This is a genomic window from Nostoc sp. PA-18-2419, assembly GCF_005869855.1.
In the GTDB taxonomy this organism is placed as follows: Bacteria; Cyanobacteriota; Cyanobacteriia; order Cyanobacteriales; family Nostocaceae; genus Nostoc.
On sequence record NZ_SZNH01000004.1, the window covers coordinates 1 to 17,957 of the forward strand.

The 17,957-nt window shown below is 38.7% G+C and carries 12 protein-coding genes; 5 read left to right on the plus strand and 7 right to left on the minus strand.

Going from position 1 to position 17,957, the window contains the following annotated elements:
- Positions 1-568 precede the first annotated feature (568 nt).
- Positions 569-1,480 (plus strand): fatty acid desaturase, encoded by a 912-nt coding sequence (locus FCR06_RS05615; RefSeq protein ID WP_138497866.1) that lies wholly within the window; start codon positions 569-571, stop codon positions 1,478-1,480.
- Positions 1,481-1,578: 98 nt separating this feature from the next.
- Here FCR06_RS05615 and FCR06_RS05620 read toward each other — a convergent pair whose 3' ends face one another.
- From FCR06_RS05620 to ileS, 4 genes are all read right to left on the minus strand, one after another.
- Positions 1,579-2,328, minus strand: a complete 750-nt coding sequence (locus FCR06_RS05620) for an SDR family NAD(P)-dependent oxidoreductase (RefSeq protein ID WP_138497867.1) — start codon at positions 2,326-2,328, stop codon at positions 1,579-1,581.
- 174 nt (positions 2,329-2,502) lie between these two features.
- Entirely contained in the window at positions 2,503-3,924 is a 1,422-nt protein-coding gene (locus FCR06_RS05625; RefSeq protein WP_138497868.1) for an MFS transporter, read from the minus strand.
- A 338-nt stretch (positions 3,925-4,262) separates the two neighbouring features.
- Entirely contained in the window at positions 4,263-4,865 is a 603-nt protein-coding gene (locus tag FCR06_RS05630) for an rRNA large subunit pseudouridine synthase E (RefSeq protein ID WP_138497869.1), read from the minus strand.
- Between the two features lie 127 nt (positions 4,866-4,992).
- Complete coding sequence (ileS, locus tag FCR06_RS05635) at positions 4,993-7,875, minus strand: isoleucine--tRNA ligase (protein WP_138497870.1); 2,883 nt, start codon at positions 7,873-7,875, stop codon at positions 4,993-4,995.
- A gap of 1,114 nt (positions 7,876-8,989) precedes the next feature.
- Here ileS and FCR06_RS05640 point away from each other — a divergent pair.
- Positions 8,990-9,973: a polysaccharide deacetylase family protein gene (locus FCR06_RS05640; RefSeq protein ID WP_138497871.1), complete on the plus strand. Its 984-nt coding sequence runs from the start codon at positions 8,990-8,992 to the stop codon at positions 9,971-9,973.
- A gap of 12 nt (positions 9,974-9,985) precedes the next feature.
- On the opposite strand, the gene FCR06_RS05645 is transcribed toward FCR06_RS05640, so the two are convergent.
- A complete protein-coding gene (locus tag FCR06_RS05645) occupies positions 9,986-10,390 on the minus strand; it encodes a response regulator (RefSeq protein ID WP_138498096.1) in 405 nt (134 codons plus the stop codon).
- 742 nt (positions 10,391-11,132) lie between these two features.
- On the opposite strand from FCR06_RS05645, the gene FCR06_RS05650 reads away from it, so the two are divergent.
- From FCR06_RS05650 to FCR06_RS05660, 3 genes are all read left to right on the plus strand, one after another.
- Positions 11,133-13,613: a dynamin-like GTPase family protein gene (locus FCR06_RS05650; protein ID WP_138497872.1), complete on the plus strand. Its 2,481-nt coding sequence runs from the start codon at positions 11,133-11,135 to the stop codon at positions 13,611-13,613.
- 215 nt (positions 13,614-13,828) lie between these two features.
- A complete protein-coding gene (locus FCR06_RS05655) occupies positions 13,829-14,857 on the plus strand; it encodes an LD-carboxypeptidase (RefSeq protein WP_138497873.1) in 1,029 nt (342 codons plus the stop codon).
- A 104-nt stretch (positions 14,858-14,961) separates the two neighbouring features.
- Entirely contained in the window at positions 14,962-15,351 is a 390-nt protein-coding gene (locus FCR06_RS05660) for a DUF1304 domain-containing protein (protein WP_138497874.1), read from the plus strand.
- Between the two features lie 150 nt (positions 15,352-15,501).
- On the opposite strand, the gene FCR06_RS05665 is transcribed toward FCR06_RS05660, so the two are convergent.
- Together FCR06_RS05665 and hemW are read right to left on the minus strand one after the other, a co-directional pair.
- Positions 15,502-16,392: a UTP--glucose-1-phosphate uridylyltransferase gene (locus tag FCR06_RS05665; protein WP_138497875.1), complete on the minus strand. Its 891-nt coding sequence runs from the start codon at positions 16,390-16,392 to the stop codon at positions 15,502-15,504.
- Between the two features lie 180 nt (positions 16,393-16,572).
- A complete protein-coding gene (gene hemW, locus FCR06_RS05670; RefSeq protein ID WP_138497876.1) occupies positions 16,573-17,742 on the minus strand; it encodes a radical SAM family heme chaperone HemW in 1,170 nt (389 codons plus the stop codon).
- Between the last annotated feature and the right edge of the window lie 215 nt (positions 17,743-17,957).

Below are 17,957 nucleotides of genomic sequence, written 5' to 3' on the forward strand. Positions count from 1 at the left end.
GGGTAGTAGTAAAAATCTTTGAATGTAGTAAAAATCTTTGAATACTCCTTCGCCGACTTTCAAATCTTATGGGTTGCGGAAATACTGTTGCTAGCTTCTCAATTGTCACAGTTTTATGAAATTGCAATAGCATCAGCAAGATTTCTAGCATCTTGTACTGCGTAGGTGTCAGTACATTTTCAAAGCAAGTTTGGTAGAATTTAGGTAACATTATCATTTGATAGGTCTTGTTGAGAATACCTGACCTATCTTTTTTTACCTCAAAACGGTCACGCTCTTTTATTTGCTTTGTTTCAGCCCCTTTGTCACCCCTTCAGCTTGAGAAGATTTACTGGGTTCTACTTACGAGTAGAAGTTATGTTTGTAAAAATCAGATGTTGTCAAAATTATGGCTAAGATTTTCTCAATTTTAAATTAAGTATTTTGTCTAATAATTTTCAAGTCTTGTTGAATGAATGTAGCATAAGTTTAAATTTTATGAGTAATATCAAATAAGCGCTTAAAACCAAAAAACTTTTATTCATCAAGCGTTAATTATTCTTGAATAGACACTTGAGAGAATTAAACTATGACGGCTATTACTAATCTTAAAATAGTAAAAAAAGAAAGTGTAAAGCTTTTATTAAGCTTAATACTTTGGGTAATATATCTGTTTTTTTTGCCTTATGTTTATACTCTGTTAAATATTTTTTCACTCTTTTTTATAATTTTTCCAGGAGTTTATCTTCTTTGTTTGTTAGCACAGTTAATGCATGAATGTTGGCATGGGTATTTACCGCATCTCGACAATAAACTTTTTTACTTAATATTATCTTGGATGATTTTTCTTGACCCGCAAATATTTGAAATAGTACATCCGTATCATCATGCTCAAGTAAATACTTACAACGATATAGAGTTTCATCCATTCGGAGAAATCAAGAATAAATCGTTGCGAATTATCTATAATTTTCTACAAATAGGTTTGGGAAATATTTTTGTCTTACTTATGGCAAATTTCCAAATATTGCAACATCCAAAACTAAAAAAACAGTACTGTTCTAGAAAATTAGCAATTTCTATTTTGATGCGGATTATTATTTGGGGTGGAATTGGTTATGCTTCACATTTAGTATTAGGAGTTACTACTGGTAAAATTATAATTTCTTATCTTATCACCTGTTGGATGGGATCTTTTATAGTTCATCATTGTGAACTTATCGAACATGGAAACCTAATTGTAGAAGGTGATTTAAAAGAGCGTAATTTAAATACAAGAAACTTAAAAGCTTGTGGAATTTTAGAAAGATTTTTTCTGTTTATTACTCATAATCATTGTCTAGAGCATTCATTACATCACTCTATGTCTAATATTTATACTCGACCATTTCCTCAAACAAATGTTCTACCAGACAAAACAGTATATATTTCATTGAGTGAATATTTAGTAATTCTCAAAGATATGCTTACAGGTAAATGCTTAATTATTAATCCTAAATAGTTAAGTATGAGACTAAGGTAGTATTTATGTACTACCTTAATAACATTTCAGCAAATCAAAGATATAAATAATTTCCTCTGTGCCCCTATGGTCAAGACTTAGTGTTCTTGTCCGGTTGGTCGGATGAGGATTTCATTGACATTAACGCGCGGTGGTTGAGTAACAGCATAGACGATCGCAGCAGCAATGTCTTCGCTTTGCAAAGGTGTGATTGACTTGCGTCGTTCTTGGATACGTTGTTTGCTAACCGGATCGGTAATATGGTCATCAATACCTGTGTCAACTAAGCCAGGTTCGATAATGGTGACGCGAATATTATCTTTGTAGACTTCTTGGCGTAATGCTTCTGAGAGAGCATTTACACCCCATTTAGTAGCGTTGTAAACACCTACACCGGCCCGTGCTGTCCGGCCTGCAACTGAGGAAATATTAACTATATGTCCTGATTGTTGGTGTTTCAAAATTGGCAAAGCTGCCTGAGTAACATACAGCACCCCTAAAACATTGATATCAAACGACCGCCGCCAGTCTGCGGGATTTCCTGTTTCAATAGTACCCAGCAAAGCAATACCAGCATTATTAACTACAATATCTATCCGACCTAACTCTGCATTCGCCTTGCTCACTAAGTTATTTACCTGATTTTCATCGGTAATATCAGTCACAATGGGCAGTACCTCACCACCACTAGCTTTGATGCGTTCTGCCAACGCATCAAGAAGCTCGCCACGCCTAGCAGCAATAACTACTTTTGCTCCTTCTGCCGCCAAAGCGATCGCTGTTGCTTCTCCAATTCCTGATGAAGCGCCAGTAATAATTGCTACTTTTTCTTTTAATTTATTTGTCATGTGTCATTTGTCCTTTATCCTTTATCATTAGTCATTGGTCATTCGGAGTACTGAGTAAGGAGTTAAGAGTTATTCTTCCCCATCTCCCCATCCCCAGTTGGTGAGCATTCCCCTGCTCTTAAGCAAGCTACGCGTAGGTCTGGTAGAGAAGTCGAACCACATCTCCCTGCTCCCCTACCTCTTTTGCAACCTCAAAACAGATGCAACTGCTGCCACACACAGTATTAGAGCTGCAAAGCGAAAAGTTTCTTGGAAGCCAACAACAATTGCCTCTGCTGGAGCAACAGATACATCTGCACCCCCGGCTATAGTCGCGATTAAGCCTCCAAATACTGCCCCGAACAGAGAAACTCCTACGGTGTTACCTGAGGTGCGTGACAAAGACAGCAACCCAGAGGCAATGCCTAGCCGCTCCCGAGGCACTGATCCCATAACAGCGCTGTTGTTGGGGGATTGAAATAAACCCAGTCCAATACCGTAAATAAAATAGCGGCACACATAGCCTAACTCTGTGATTTGAGCATCAAAGGTGCTAATCCCTAAACAGCCGCCAATCATCAACCCTAAGCCAATTGAGCTAATCAGTTGAGTGCCAAAGCGGTCTGCAAGTGTTCCCGCTAAGGGAGCGATGAAACCACTAAGTACAGGTGATACTGCTAGTAGTAATCCTACTTTTACCGTCGAATATTGCTTTACTCCCTCCAAAAAGAATGGCACGATCAGTAGTGAACCACCAATCACACTGAATGCTAGCCAACCACTGAGCAAACTCATACTCAACTGAAGATTGCGAAATAAGTGTAGTTCTAGTAGTGGCTGCTCAAGCATCGTTTCAACTACCAAAAAAATTGTCAAACTGAGGGCGGCGAGCGCTAGTAATATCAATGCATTGACACTAGTAAAGCCTTGGCTTTGTCCTAGTGTCATACCTAGCCCAAAACTACCCAAAGTTAATAAAGCCAATATTGCTCCAAAAGGATCGAATTTCTGTTTTCCCTCAACGCGTACAGAAGGTGGCACTACGCGAGCTACTAAGAAACTAGCTACGATCCCCAGTGGTACATTAATCGAGAAAATACTATGCCAGCCTGACCAACTCAGCAGTAGTCCGCCAGCCGATGGGCCAAAAGCAATACCGAGCGATACTACACTACCGATGATGCCTACAGCTCGACCTCGTTCGGAAGAGGGAAAAACTTCTGTGATGATTGCCAAACCAAGGCCAGAGATGAACACGGCACCGAGTCCTTGAAGTGCCCGAAAGCCGATTAACCACTCGATACCAGGTGCAAGACTACACAACAGCGAACTGAAAGTAAACAAAACTAGTCCGCCTTGGTATAAGGACTTCTTGCCCCACATATCCCCCAAGCGCGTTGCTCCCAACACTAAACCGGAACTAACCAACTGATAACTTAATACAGCCCATTGGGTTATGGGAAAAGTGGTGTCAAAGGCTTCTACCAAGGTGGGTAAAGCAACATTGATAATGCCTACATCCAGGGTAGACATGAACACCCCAAGTCCCACACCAACTAAAACCCAATTTTTTTGAGAGCTTGACAAAGCCAGAGGTTGTGCTTGCAATTTTGCCAACGTTAGTTTCTGCCTTTAACTTTACGGTTATGAATAGTTTGCATACGTATATTAATTGTAAGTTGCTACCATTACTGCCTAGCTTCAGAAACTACTGGTTATTAAATACTGTAAGTAGATAGACTTAGTGTATTTTACGCTAAAACTCAAGTTTAATACTAATTTGAAAAAAGAATGCGACAGATACATACGGACATATCTTTGTTCTGTCTGGCTTTCTTAATGCGTGAATTTTGTTAGCGCAGCTAAGCCGTGTCCCTTGCGCGTCTCGTAGAAAGCGTCATTTTGAATTTGGAATTGGTATACTTTGTTTTATTTTCGGGAATTGAGCTTTACCTTTAGGGAAAACTTTTTGATTTACCAAAATTAGGCAGAGATTTCAGTTCAGATCCAGTAAGGTCACGCCATTGACCTGGTCGTAAGTCATTTAATTGTAAGTGGGCGATGCTGACTCTGACCAATCGCAAAGTCCCAAATCCTACAGCCGCAGTCATCCGGCGTACTTGGCGGTTTTTTCCCTCTGTCAAAGTCATTTCCAGCCAAGCTGTTGGTACATTTTTGCGAAATCTAATCGGTGGGTTGCGTTCAGGTAGCTGTGGTTCTTCTAGTAACAGCCTAACTTCTGCTGGTTGAGTCCGGTAATCTTGAATTTCCACACCTGTTTGCAACCTTTTTATTGCCTCTGTATCAGGAATTCGTTCTACCTGTACCCAATAAGTGCGTTGATGAGCAAAACGCGGATGGGCGAGGCGATGTTGCAATTGCCCATCGTTGGTTAACAACAGCAAACCTTCACTGTCCCAATCTAAGCGTCCCACAGGATACACATCAGGCACATCAATATAATCTTTGAGAGTGCTATGTGTGGGAGTCTCTTTTGTAAATTGGCTGAGAACTCCATAAGGTTTGTAAAAAATAATATATCGATGCTGATTAGTCATTAGTCATATCATGTTCGGCTAATCACTCGCAATGACGGGCAAGCTGTCTTAGTCAACATAAGCAAGGGGGAATTAAAGGAAGTTGTTAAATTATCCCCCCAACACAAGCAACTTTTCAAATGTCCGTTTAAAACTTTCCTGCTAAGGCTGCAACACACCGTTCGCAAATTAGCGGATGCTCTGCTGATTCTCCCACGTGAATGGAATAGTTCCAACAGCGATCGCACTTTTCCCCGTCAGCATTTACTACACCAATTATCCAATCTTCCGTCTGCGCTGTATATTTTAATCCTTGCATTGCATCAGCAGAATCTAATAATTCTACTTGGGAAGTCAGTAATAAATACCGCAGTTCATCAATACCGTTACCGTTAACTGAGTTAAAGGCTTTGATTGCATCCCCTAATTGTTTGTGAGGTATATGAATCAAAGCTTTTGCCTCTAAGGAAGAACCAATCAGTTTTTCGATTCTAGCTTGTTCTAAGACCTTGTTAACATCAGTGCGGAGTTGTCGCAACGCTTCCCAAAATTCGGCTAATTCTGGATTACGCCACTTTTCGTCTACCTGCACCCAACCAGCTTCAAACACTGATTTGTAAGGTGTTTTGTAGGGGAGATATTGCCAGATATCTTCGGCAGTGTGGCATAATACTGGAGCGATCGCTCGTGCTAAATTCTCTAGAGCTATCTTTAGCACTGTTTGACAACTGCGACGGCGGAAAGCATTAGTAGCACTGATGTACAGTCTATCTTTGGCAACGTCTAAATAAAAGTTGGATAAATCCACAACGCAGAAATTTTGTACCGTTTGGAAGAAGCGGAAGAATTGGAAACTGTCAAAAGCTGCTGTTACTTCCTCAAACACTTCCAGGATGCGATGTAGCATATAGCGGTCAAGGTCTGGCAATTCTTCAAAGGATACTGCGTCTGTTTCTGGGTCGAAATCATCGAGGCTACCCAACAAAAACCGCGCCGTATTGCGAATCTTACCTCTAACATCGTTCAACTGCTTGATGATATTGCTACCCAGACGCACATCAGAGGTGTAATCTACTGAAGATACCCACAATCGCAGGACATCAGCACCGTAAGCAGGGTCTTTCTTTTGGTTGCTACCTCCTTGAATTAGTACCTGGGGATCGACTACATTCCCTATTGACTTACTCATTTTCCGGCCTTGTTCATCTAAAACAAAGCCGTGAGTCAACACAGTTTTGTAAGGTGCAATACCATTTACTGCCACACTGGTGAGCAAACTTGATTGGAACCAGCCACGATGTTGGTCGGAACCTTCCAAGTACATATCAGCGGGGTAGCGTAACTCTGGACGCTGTTTGGCTACAGCTGCCCAAGATGAGCCAGAATCAAACCATACATCCATTGTGTCTGTACCTTTGCGGTAAGACTTGCCATTTTGGCGATAGGATGCTGGCAATAACTCCTCAACTGAAAGTTCCCACCAAGCGTCAGAACCTTGCTCGGCGATAATTGCTTGCACGTGGTTGATAGTTTCTTCGTTCAGCAGTGGTTCTCCCGTTTTTTCATCGTAGAAAACCGGAATCGGTACACCCCAAGCACGCTGACGAGAGATACACCAGTCAGAACGTTCCGCCACCATTGGCGTGATGCGATTTTCACCTTGGGCTGGAATCCATTTTATCGAAGCGATCGCCTTTAATGCTTCTTCTCTAAATCCTTCCACTGAAGCAAACCATTGTTCGGTAGCGCGGAAAATCGTTGGCTTTTTGGTTCGCCAATCGTAAGGATACTTATGTTGATAAGGTTCTTCCTTCAACAAAGAACCAGCTGCACTTAAGGCATCAATCACCGCCTGATTCCCATCACCCAGCACATTTAACCCCGCAAACTCTCCCGCCTCTTGGGTAAAATTCCCATTATCATCCACAGGTGCAAGGATAGGCAAACCATAGCGCTGACCAACAATGTAGTCTTCTTGACCATGACCGGGAGCAGTATGTACCAACCCAGTACCGGACTCAGTAGTAATATAATCCCCACCCACAACTACCGGACTTTCTCGGTCAAACAAAGGATGACGATAACTAGTATGTTCTAAATCACTCCCTTTAACTGTACCTTTTAGCGTTAACTCAACACCCAACGTCGCAGCTAACCTTTCCACCAACTCCGCGGCCACAATTAAGTATTTGAAATTACTTTGGGCTTCGGCGTCTTTGTGTGACACCTCCACCACCGCATAATTCAAATCCCCATTTACCGCCACCGCTAAATTTCCCGGAATCGTCCAAGGTGTAGTCGTCCACACAGCCACACCCAAATCCGGCAAATATTCTCCTAGCAGCGATTTCGCCCCTTCTCCAAGACTGGTGACAGGGAACGCCGCATAGATACTCCGGGAAACATGACCTTCTGGATATTCCAACTCAGCTTCCGCCAAAGCAGTTTTAGAGCTAGGACTCCAGTGAACAGGCTTCAAACCACGATAGATGTAGCCTTTCAAGAACATCTGACCAAATACACCAATTTGCGCCGCTTCATATTCCGGCTTCAGCGTTAAATAAGGATGATCCCAATCACCCCAAACACCGTAGCTTTTAAAACTTTGGCACTGGTCATCTACCGCAGCTAGGGCATATTCTTTAGCTTTTTGTCGTAGTTGCAAAGGCGTTAAGTTTTGCCGTTCTGCTGACTTCATGTTTTGCAAAACTTTCAACTCAATTGGTAAACCGTGACAATCCCAACCAGGCACGTAGCGAACTTTACGCCCTTGTAGCAGTTGGTAGCGATTAATAATATCTTTAAGAATTTTATTTAAAGCATGACCGATATGGAGTGAGCCATTAGCGTAGGGAGGCCCATCGTGCAGTATAAATAATTCGCCGGGGTTGTTTTGTGAAAGGCGATCGTAAATTTTATTTTCTAACCAAAATTTTTGGATTTCTGGCTCACGCTTGATAGCGTTTGCCCGCATCTCAAAGTTAGTCTTGGGTAAGTTTACAGTATCTTTGTAGCTTTTAGTTTCTGTCACGGTGCTGATGTCACAAGGAATATAGGAGTCTAATTCTCACTATTATCCGTGAGAATTTCCAATGTCTTCAAGATAAATGGGTTTTTAGCCGTAGCAGTGTTGACTACTGGAATAGCTAAGTTTTGTCAGATGTAGTAAGATGCACTATCTGTAGTATATTGTAACGTAGATTGTTGAGATATATGTAGTGGGTTACTTTTCAACAATAAAAGGTTTGCACTTGTTTTGGTGATCGCTCAAATTTTCTCAATGCTAGGAGCGTAGAATACATATACCATTAGCCTTAGCTAAGGGCAGCAACTTGAAGACTACTTTAACTTTATAACTCTTTTATCGTTATCAAGAGATTTGTCAGATAGTAGTTTGTCCAAATTCCTACATAAATTATTTTCTCAGATATCAAATATGTTTCTAACCATTTCGGAATAATTAAAATTAAACTGTTTAGATTTTTGAGTTTGGCAATGACCAAATATTCTATATTTTCTCTATTTAAAATTTTAAATAGAGAAAATAGTAAAGTATCAGCCATTTGTATACTAACTTTTTTAATGGATTGTAGGAGATAAATTAAAATATAAAGCAATAAATATTCTGTATGAATAAGATGATTTTGGGGGTATGTTTCGTCAAATTAAGGTAACTTTTTGAAAAAGTAGGTCTAATTGACAAAATTATCTTTACTTTTTGGATGAAAATTTGTTACACACTCTACCTCATCAGCTTTTTTGGGTATTTTGTCGCCCCATCGGCTATCAGAAAGTTAGTTTTTAAGTATAAACACAAAAACTTCATCTAAAATTTACACTATTTTTATAATGCTAAGACTTATAATACTTACTTGTATAGATTTAAATGTATTTTGATGATACATTAACTACCAATAATTAAAGATTAGGATAAAAAGTTATTTTAATGTTTGATAAAGTCGAGATTATAAAGATATAAAAGTACCGATTTTTGATTTAACTAATAATATATTTTTAAACAGGAAAAAATGGTCAAATTCAATAAGCGTTAATATCTCGTTTGGGCGATATCTATGGCTAAATTGCCTAAATAATGCTGATTTTAAACTAAATATTAATCTTAAAATTATCAAATAGAACTAATAATGAAAACCAAAGCAAAAGCAAAAAAACCAATAGCCAGTCTTTCTCTGGACTTAGATAATATTTGGTCTTATCTGAAAAATCAAGGCGCTCCGGGTTGGGAGAGTTTCCCGTCATACTTGGATATTGCAGTACCGCGTTTTCTAGAAATTCTCCAGCAATGGAATTTGAGAATTACAGTCTTTATTGTCGGTCAGGATGCAGCACTGGAAAAGAATCGCAAGGCAATACAAGCGATCGCCAACGCTGGTCATGAAATCGGCAATCATTCATTCTACCACGATCCTTGGCTACATCTGTATTCGGAAAATGAGATTGAAGAAGAAGTGGCCATGGCCGAAGAACATATCAAGCGCGTCACCTATCAACACCCTATAGGCTTCCGGGGGCCTGGATACAGTTTTTCGCCAGCGGTGCTAAAAGTCTTAGCACGACGCGGGTACGAATATGATGCTTCAACTTTTCCAACAATTTTGGGGCCTATAGCACGAGCTTATTATTTAATGACTTGTAAGCTCAGCAAAGAAGAACGCAAAAAACGGGAAGCTTTGTTTGGCAGTTTTAAAGATGGTTTGCAGCCTCTAAATCCCTACCAGTGGCACATGGGTAAGGATAAACTCACTGAAATTCCTGTTACCACCATGCCAATTTTCAAAGTGCCAATTCACTTTAGTTACATCATGTATCTGAGTACATTTTCGAGTGATTTGGCATTATTTTACTTGAGAATTGCTTTGTGGCTATGTAAAGTTACACGCACACAGCCTTCTTTGCTACTCCATCCCACAGACTTTTTAAGTCAAGAAGATGTACCAGAGTTATCATTTTTTCCTGGTATGAGCGTTCCCACCTACAAAAAGCTAGCAGTGGTAAACAAAAGTTTAGAATTTATATCGAGTCAGTTCAATGTTTTGACTGTTGGACAACACGCCAAGTCCGTAGCAGGTGTTCGTCAACTACCTGTACTAGTGCCTCAAAAGAGGTAAAAATACAATTTATTACCAATTACAACAAGCAACCAAATTAGCGACTATCTCAACTAATTCTTCTGGAAAGACTGGTTTAGATACATGAGTATGAAAGCCAGCTTCTAAAGCGCGAATACGACTTTCGCTATCGCCAAAGGCAGTTAAAGCGATAGCGATAACTTTTCCACCCATGTCTGGCTTAAGCGCGCGTATTTTGCGGATCAAGGTATAACCATCTTCTCCAGGCATACCTATATCACAAACTAAGACATCAGGTAGCAATTGGGGTAAAACTTCCAGTGCTGCTGCTGCTGATGGAACTGCTACAATGCTAGCTCCATCTGCTTCCAACACTGTACTAATAAAAAAGCGAATATCATCATCATCTTCAACTACGAGAATATTTAAGCTATCAAGAGCCAGAGAAGGTTGCATAACTGACATTTTAATTTTGTCTAACAACAGTGCTGACGTAAAATATAGAATGCTTAAAGATTTTTGACTTTAGCCAAAAGTCCAGCAATCTTATAGATAACAATAGCTTTTGACTATTTTATATTGTATCTCTATAGTACTTTGTCTAATGTTACTATTTGTAAGGTGTTGAGAATATAACAGCAAGCATTTGTTACTCAAATCAAGTGAATAATTATTATTCTCAATACATTCATAAAAATGGTTAATTAAACAGTGTTAAATGTTATCTTTACTTTATTTTGATGTAACTATATTTATCAATAAGTGAGAATAATTTATAGTCCTTAAAAACCTATTTTTTGCTCAAAAGTTATATTAAAGGTAAATTCCTCACTCGCACCAACGACTATTTTAGCAGTTGTATAAATAATTCATTCATAGTCGAGATGTCCGCTGATAGTTTTGCCTTCTCGCTCTGATAGAGCGGTATACAAATGTATACCTTTAATTACTATTTTAACATTAAGATCAATGATTTCAAATTTTTCTGTTGATACTGTATCAAGTTCCTTCAGCTTTATTTTAAATGGTTGTGGGGTTTTAATTTGATAGGAAAATACTTTGATTATTCAATAGTGATTAATTAGTCATTTAAGTAATATCCAGCAACTAGACAACAGGAATATTATCAGGATTTTTACTGAGCCATTTAAAAAATAATATAACTAATATATACATAAATATTATTAGGATGCTGAATATGCCAGATCTACCGCTTCAGTGCAAAAAGTTGAAAGAGCAAGTTGAATTTATATTACAACTTTTACAGCAAGAACCAACGCTACGTTCTCAAGATATTACATCTGTACAAACTTCTTTAAATAAAGCGATTTCTCCAAAATTCGAGATTGTATTTGCAGGTGCTTTTAGTGCTGGTAAATCAATGCTAATTAATGCACTTTTGGAGAGAGAATTATTGTATAGTGCAGAGGGACACGCTACAGGTACAGAATGTAAAATCGAGTATGCAGAACTAGATAAAGAACGCGTTGTTTTAACTTTTTTAAGTGAAGCGGAAATTCGGGAACAAGCAGTTTTTTTATGTCAGCAATTAGGATTTAAGACGGTAGCGAATATCAACCAAGGTGATGTAATTAATTTGCTACATCAAGGCTGCGAAGCTATTATTCAACAGGAGGGTGGTGAGAGTAAATCAGAACGTGCAAAACAGGCGAAGGCGTTAATCTTATTGCTAGAGGGATATATAGCAAACCGCGATCGCATCAATACGGTGATTAATGCTACATATTCAATGGAGCAATTTAACTTTTCTAATCTCAAGGAAGCTGCGGGATATGCGCGTCGTGGTAGTAATAGTGCGGTATTGAAGCGGATAGAATATTACTGCAACCATCCTTTGCTAGAAGATGGAAATGTCATTATTGATACGCCGGGTATCGATGCGCCAGTGGAGAAGGATGCACAGCTAACTTATGCAAAAATTCAACATCCCGATACTTCGGCGGTGGTATGCGTGTTGAAACCTGCTTCGGCGGGTGACATGACAAAAGAAGAAACAGAACTTTTGGAATTAATGCGGGAGAATGGGGGAGTACGCGATCGCGTTTTCTACATCTTCAACCGCATCGATGAGACTTGGTACAATACTCAGCTACGCCAACGATTAGATGATTTAATTAGTGGGCAATTTCGGGATACAACTAGGGTTTATAAAACCAGTGGCTTACTAGGATTTTATGGCAGTCAGATTAAACAAACAAGTCAAAAGGATAGATTTGGTTTAGATTCTTGTTTTGCTGAAAGCGTCAAAAGTTTGGATGGTAAAGAAGAAACACCACAATTTGTCTATGCCTTTAACAACTATTGTGTAAATTCAGGGAAGCTATCTTCCACAAAATTTCGTGTTTCTGTGAACGGGTTTGAAACGCCAAATCAAAATTATGTGCGGATTCTGGAAGATTGGGGAAATGAACTGATAGAACAGCTAATTGAAGATAGTGGAATTGAGGATTTTCGTATAGCGATTACTCGTTATTTGACTGAAGAAAAGCGTCCCCAATTATTTAAGACTCTTGCAAACGACTTGGGAGATGTTTGTATCGAACTGAAGAAACATTACCAAAGCGTACAACGCAATTTGGAGAGTCAGCCCCAAGAAATACAGGCAATGAAGGCGCAAGAATTACAACGCCTAAATCAGCAACTTCAGCAGATTGGTAAAGATTTTAGTCAGCAGATTGCAGAAGAAGTTAACTTAATAATTAATAATTCTTGTAATACTTTTGAAAGTGATTTTAAGCAATTGCAATCCAGAATGATTCGCCGTCTAGATGAGTTACTAGATAGTTTTTCCGTAAGTTATGCTTATCGACGTGCAACAATCAGTCACCCTCGCAATGCGACAGCACCTTTACTGGCGATTTTAGTAGAGGCGTTTTATTACTTAGCAAATCAATTAGAAGATATTTTAATCGAATCTTCTCAACAAATAGTTACAAATTTTTTCCAACGGTTGCTCGAAAAAATTCGCAAATCAGAATATTATCGCCAATTGTATCGCTTATTAGATAATGATGGCGGCATAGAACAAGAAATTAGAAATTTAGAAAAACAAGTGACTCAAGCAGTAGTGAGTGCAGCTAGTGTAGAGTGCGATCGCTTTGTCCGAGAAAGTCCCAGATTTTATGACGAAGGCACTTTTTCTATATATCAATTTCGCCAGACTTTATTACAAACTTCCCAAACTTACGACGCTGAAAGTATCGTCGAAGCAGAACCAGCAATTAGGCAGTTATTGAAATTAGATTTTGAACCAAAGGTTTCCCAAACTATTCGTAAATCTTTCCGTCAAACCATCAACCAAATCCTGAAAACTCAGTTATTACCAATGGCGGATCGACAAGCAGATGATATTTTGCAACAGTACCCACAAGCACGTGCTTTTTTAGAGAAAACGCTAGAACAAGAAGCTGAAGCCAAAATTGCCACTAATCGACGATTATTAAATGTTCTAGTAGAAAATATTGAGACATATAATTCAGCTGCTTCTAGTATCAATCTTTGTTTACAAGCGATGCAACTATCTGACTATTTTTTACCTGTAATTGGAGATACAGAATTTATCTATTTTACCTCTGATTTATTAGAAAATGATCGTAGATTTGCTACCAATGGATTTGCGATTTCAGACGGTTTAGTTGATGGAGTACAGGGGGTTTAACATTAATATATAGCAATGCTATTTGATTTGTGAAAATTGAAAGGTTTAGATTCCTGACTCCTTAAAGAAGTCGGGAATATTTTTATTGACAAATGATTTACGCTTGCTATAACTACTCTGTACAAAACTGGATACTGGAGATTAGAGACTAGCGACTAAAGAAGAACTTTCTTAACCCGATCAATATCCAGTACTCAATCCCAAGTCGCCAACTTATGACTATTAAACGCCGACAATTTCTTACAACTTGTGGACTCGCTACCTTAGCTACCCACGTACCGCTACTTACTGCTCAAGGTAAGCTATCCTTAAATACTGTCCTCAAGCCACCACGCCTACAAGTGGGTGACACTGTAGGATTAATCGCGCCTGCGGGTATCGTTGACGCTAAAGATATCGAAGCAGCGCAAAAATCAGTTACACAATTAGGGTTAAAAGTCAAGCAAGGTAAGCATATCTTAGACCGTTATGGTTATTTAGCAGGTAGAGATAGCGATCGCGCCCAGGATGTAAACTTAATGTTTAGCGATCGCTCCATCAAAGCAATAATTGCCATGCGTGGTGGTTGGGGTTGTAATCGGATTTTACCCTTACTAAATTATTCACTGATTCGCTCCCATCCCAAAATCCTCATCGGGTACAGCGATATTACTACTTTATTGTTGGCAATTAATGCTCGTAGTCAGGTAATTACTTTTCACGGGCCCGTAGCCATGTCTACCTGGAATCAGTTTACAGTGGATTACTTCCAGCACATCCTATTTAATGGTGAAGCCGTAACCATGCAAAATTCCAACACTAAGGAAGTGCGAGTGGAGATAATAGCGCCAGGAAAAGCCAGGGGTAAATTTGTGGGTGGAAACTTATCAGTTTTGTCAGCGATGGTAGGATCGCCTTATCTACCTTCCTGGAACAAAAGTATTTTATTTGTAGAAGAAATTGGTGAGGATATTTACCGTGTGGATAGGATGTTAACCCAGTTAAAAACTGCTGGAATACTTAACCAAATTACTGGTTTTATCTTTGGACAATGTACTAATTGTAGTCTTGGAGATGAACCATCATTTACCTTAATGCAAGTATTGCAAGACCATATAGTTCCTTTGCGTATTCCTGCTTGGTACGGTTCAATGATTGGTCATATTAAAGATAAATTTACTATACCAATTGGTGTGGAAGTAGAGATAAATGCTAATCTGGGAACAATACAAATGTTAGAATCGGCTGTCAGTGCTCAAGTTTAGTAGCGTTGACGTAGCCCACCCTAGTATTGCTTTTTAGATAAGTCACAAATATGGTTGTATCAATACCTTTTACTATTGATTGAAACTGACTAGGAAAAATTAACATGAAACTCAATCCCAAAATAACGCAAATATTAGTTGTAATCATTGGTATTATCCATGTAAGTTTAGCATTTGTAGAGATTTTTTTTGCAGCATTTTTTCTGCAAACGAGGTTTTGTTTTCCAGCAGAAATAGCTATTCAAGCAGAACCAATTGTTAAAAATGCAGGTATTTACAATAGTTTTATTGCAGCAGGGTTATTATGGTCAGCTTTCGACACTACTAATCAAAAGCCATTACGTATCTTTTTTTTAGTTTGTGTTATTGTTGCAGGTATTTTTGGAGCAATTACCTTAAAACCTACTACTTTAATCATTCAAACTGTTCCAGCTCTAATTGCCCTTGTATTAGTTTGGCAAACTAAACCTGATTCTACTGAACCAGCCTTATAAATAAACTCCCAAGGTGCTGCTATCTATAAATTCCAGCATTAGCCTTATGAGGATTTTTACACTAGTTGCCCACTTTTTAAATATCCTCTTAGATGTTGCTATCAGCAGAGCAAAAATTTTTCTAGAAGCTTAACTAATAGTTTATTTTAGCTAAGAAACACTTGGAAAATCAATCATTGTTTGGCGATAAGCCTCTGGCAAACCTGTATCAAAACACTTACCTTTAACAACATATCCTGTCATTCCTTCTTCTTGACGCAATCTTTCAAGACATGATGTTAACTGAAATTCACCTCGTTCTCGAAAATTTTGGTTGATGTGTTCTGCTAGAAAGTCAAAAATTTTCGGACTCAGTAAATACAAGCCAAATATACCCAAAAACTCATTTTCTGGCATTCCTTTGATATGCAAATGGTTTTGTGCATATTCAACCGTAGGTTTTTCATATAATTGTGTAACTTTTAAAATCGAGTTTAACTCCTGCCAAACTCCCGTTACACATCCTGCTTTATGAATAATTTCTGCTGGCATTGCAGTTAAACCAACAATACTTTGATTAACTTGGTCGTAAATATCTAAAACTTGATTAGCACAAGATTTTTCCAAATTAGATGCATAAATGTGGTCACCCAACATTAACAGAAACGGTTCATTTTGTACCCAATCATTAGCACAAAAGACTGCATGACCATAGCCTAATTGCTCCTCTTGCAATAAGATAGTGATTGTGCTACCTAAATCTTCTAAATATCGGCTGTATTCTTGATTTTGCGGGGAAAGTTTGGCTAAAAGTTCTTTTTTGGGTGGTTTTTTCAATAAATTTTCAAATATTTCTTTGTCATCTGGCTGTACGACTATTCCCACTTCTGTAATTCCAGCACTAATTGCCTCTTCAATAATTGCTAAAATCACAGGTTTTGCTCTACCATCTCTGTCGATAATTGGGAAAAGTTCTTTTTTGACAACTTTCGTAGCTGGAAATAAACGAGTACCGAAACCAGCTACCGGAATCACAGCTTTCTTAACTTTATCTTTTTGCATAAATTATCAATCCTCATCGCTTAAAATCTCCTAGTGTTGCTTCATGCAAAGTTGCGGCAGAGGTTTCCTCACCTTAGACTTTCCAAAACAAAAGCGCAAAGGTTTAAAGAATAATTCATCCCTAAATTCAATAATATTAATCTCTGCTGTGTCTGTACTCTTTGCATCTGGAACAGTTCGTTACCCCAACTTTTCAAACAACTTTGCCAATACCACATTAGAAAATAAAAATCCTTGGGGATCGCTCAAACGCAACCTTCCTGCTGCAACTTCCACCCAACCTTTATCAAAATACGATCGCAAATACTTACAAATTTCCTCTACCTTCTGTTCTCCAAATGCCGTTAAATTCACACCCTCCGCTAAACGCAACCCCAACATTAATGTTTCTAACAATACTTCTTTTGGGGGAGTCACTTGACAATCAATCACACCGCCAGCTTGCACCCATTGGTAATATTCCTTAGTCTTACGCGGACGAGTGAAGCGTTTGCCTTGAAGATAACTCGCCGCACCCATACCAAAACCATAATAAGGGCGGTTTTCCCAATACACTCGATTATGCCGACATTGATGACCGGGTTGGGCATAATTAGAAATTTCATAATGTTCATAACCTGCATCAGTCAAAACCTGCTGCGCCATTTGGTACATTTTGACTGTGGTTTCATCTGTCGGTAAAGAACCCTCACCAGGTTTGTAGTAACGACCAAAGGCTGTACCCGGTTCGATGGTAAGATCGTAGATAGATATGTGAGTTGGTAAAAGCGCCAAGGCTTTATTTAGAGAATCATGCCATTGATCCAAAGACTGATGCGGTAACCCAGAAATTAAGTCTAAGCTAAATTCGGGAATCTCGACTTGGTGGAGCAATTCCACAGCTGCAAAAATATCTTCGACCGAGTGCGATCGCCCTGCAATTTGCAATAATTCTTCATTAAAGGCTTGTACACCCAAACTTACGCGGTTCACCCCTGCACTACGATAACCTGCTAAATGTTGTAAATCAAAGGTAGCTGGATCCATTTCCATAGAAATTTCTACCCCAGAAGCAATACCGAAACGCTGCTCCAGCATTGTCAGTATACGTTGTAACTGCTCTATTGATAGTAGTGAAGGAGTACCACCACCGAAGAAAATTGTCTTCAGGGATTGACCAAATACTGGGGTGATGGCAATTTCTTGACATAGCACCTCAACATATTGAGAGATAGTACCAGATGTTTCGCCCCGCAAGCGATCGCCTACAACAGATACCGGGAAATCACAATAAAAACACCGCCGTCTGCAAAAGGGAATATGTACATAAGCAGAACTTACAATTTCAGAAACACTAAATTTTTGACTCATTTTGAGAAACAATTAAGTTAGCCTAACTGCGAATTAGAAATCATGAAAATGAGTAGTTTTTTTACAAGTTTTTATCGTTTTACAACGAAACAATGAAAAATATGAAGATAAAAGGCTTTGGTTATAATAATTGCAGATATTGTTTGCCTAAACCCTTAGTGTAAGTCAATATTAATTAGTTTATCTTACCGATGAAATAAAAAATACTTAACTTT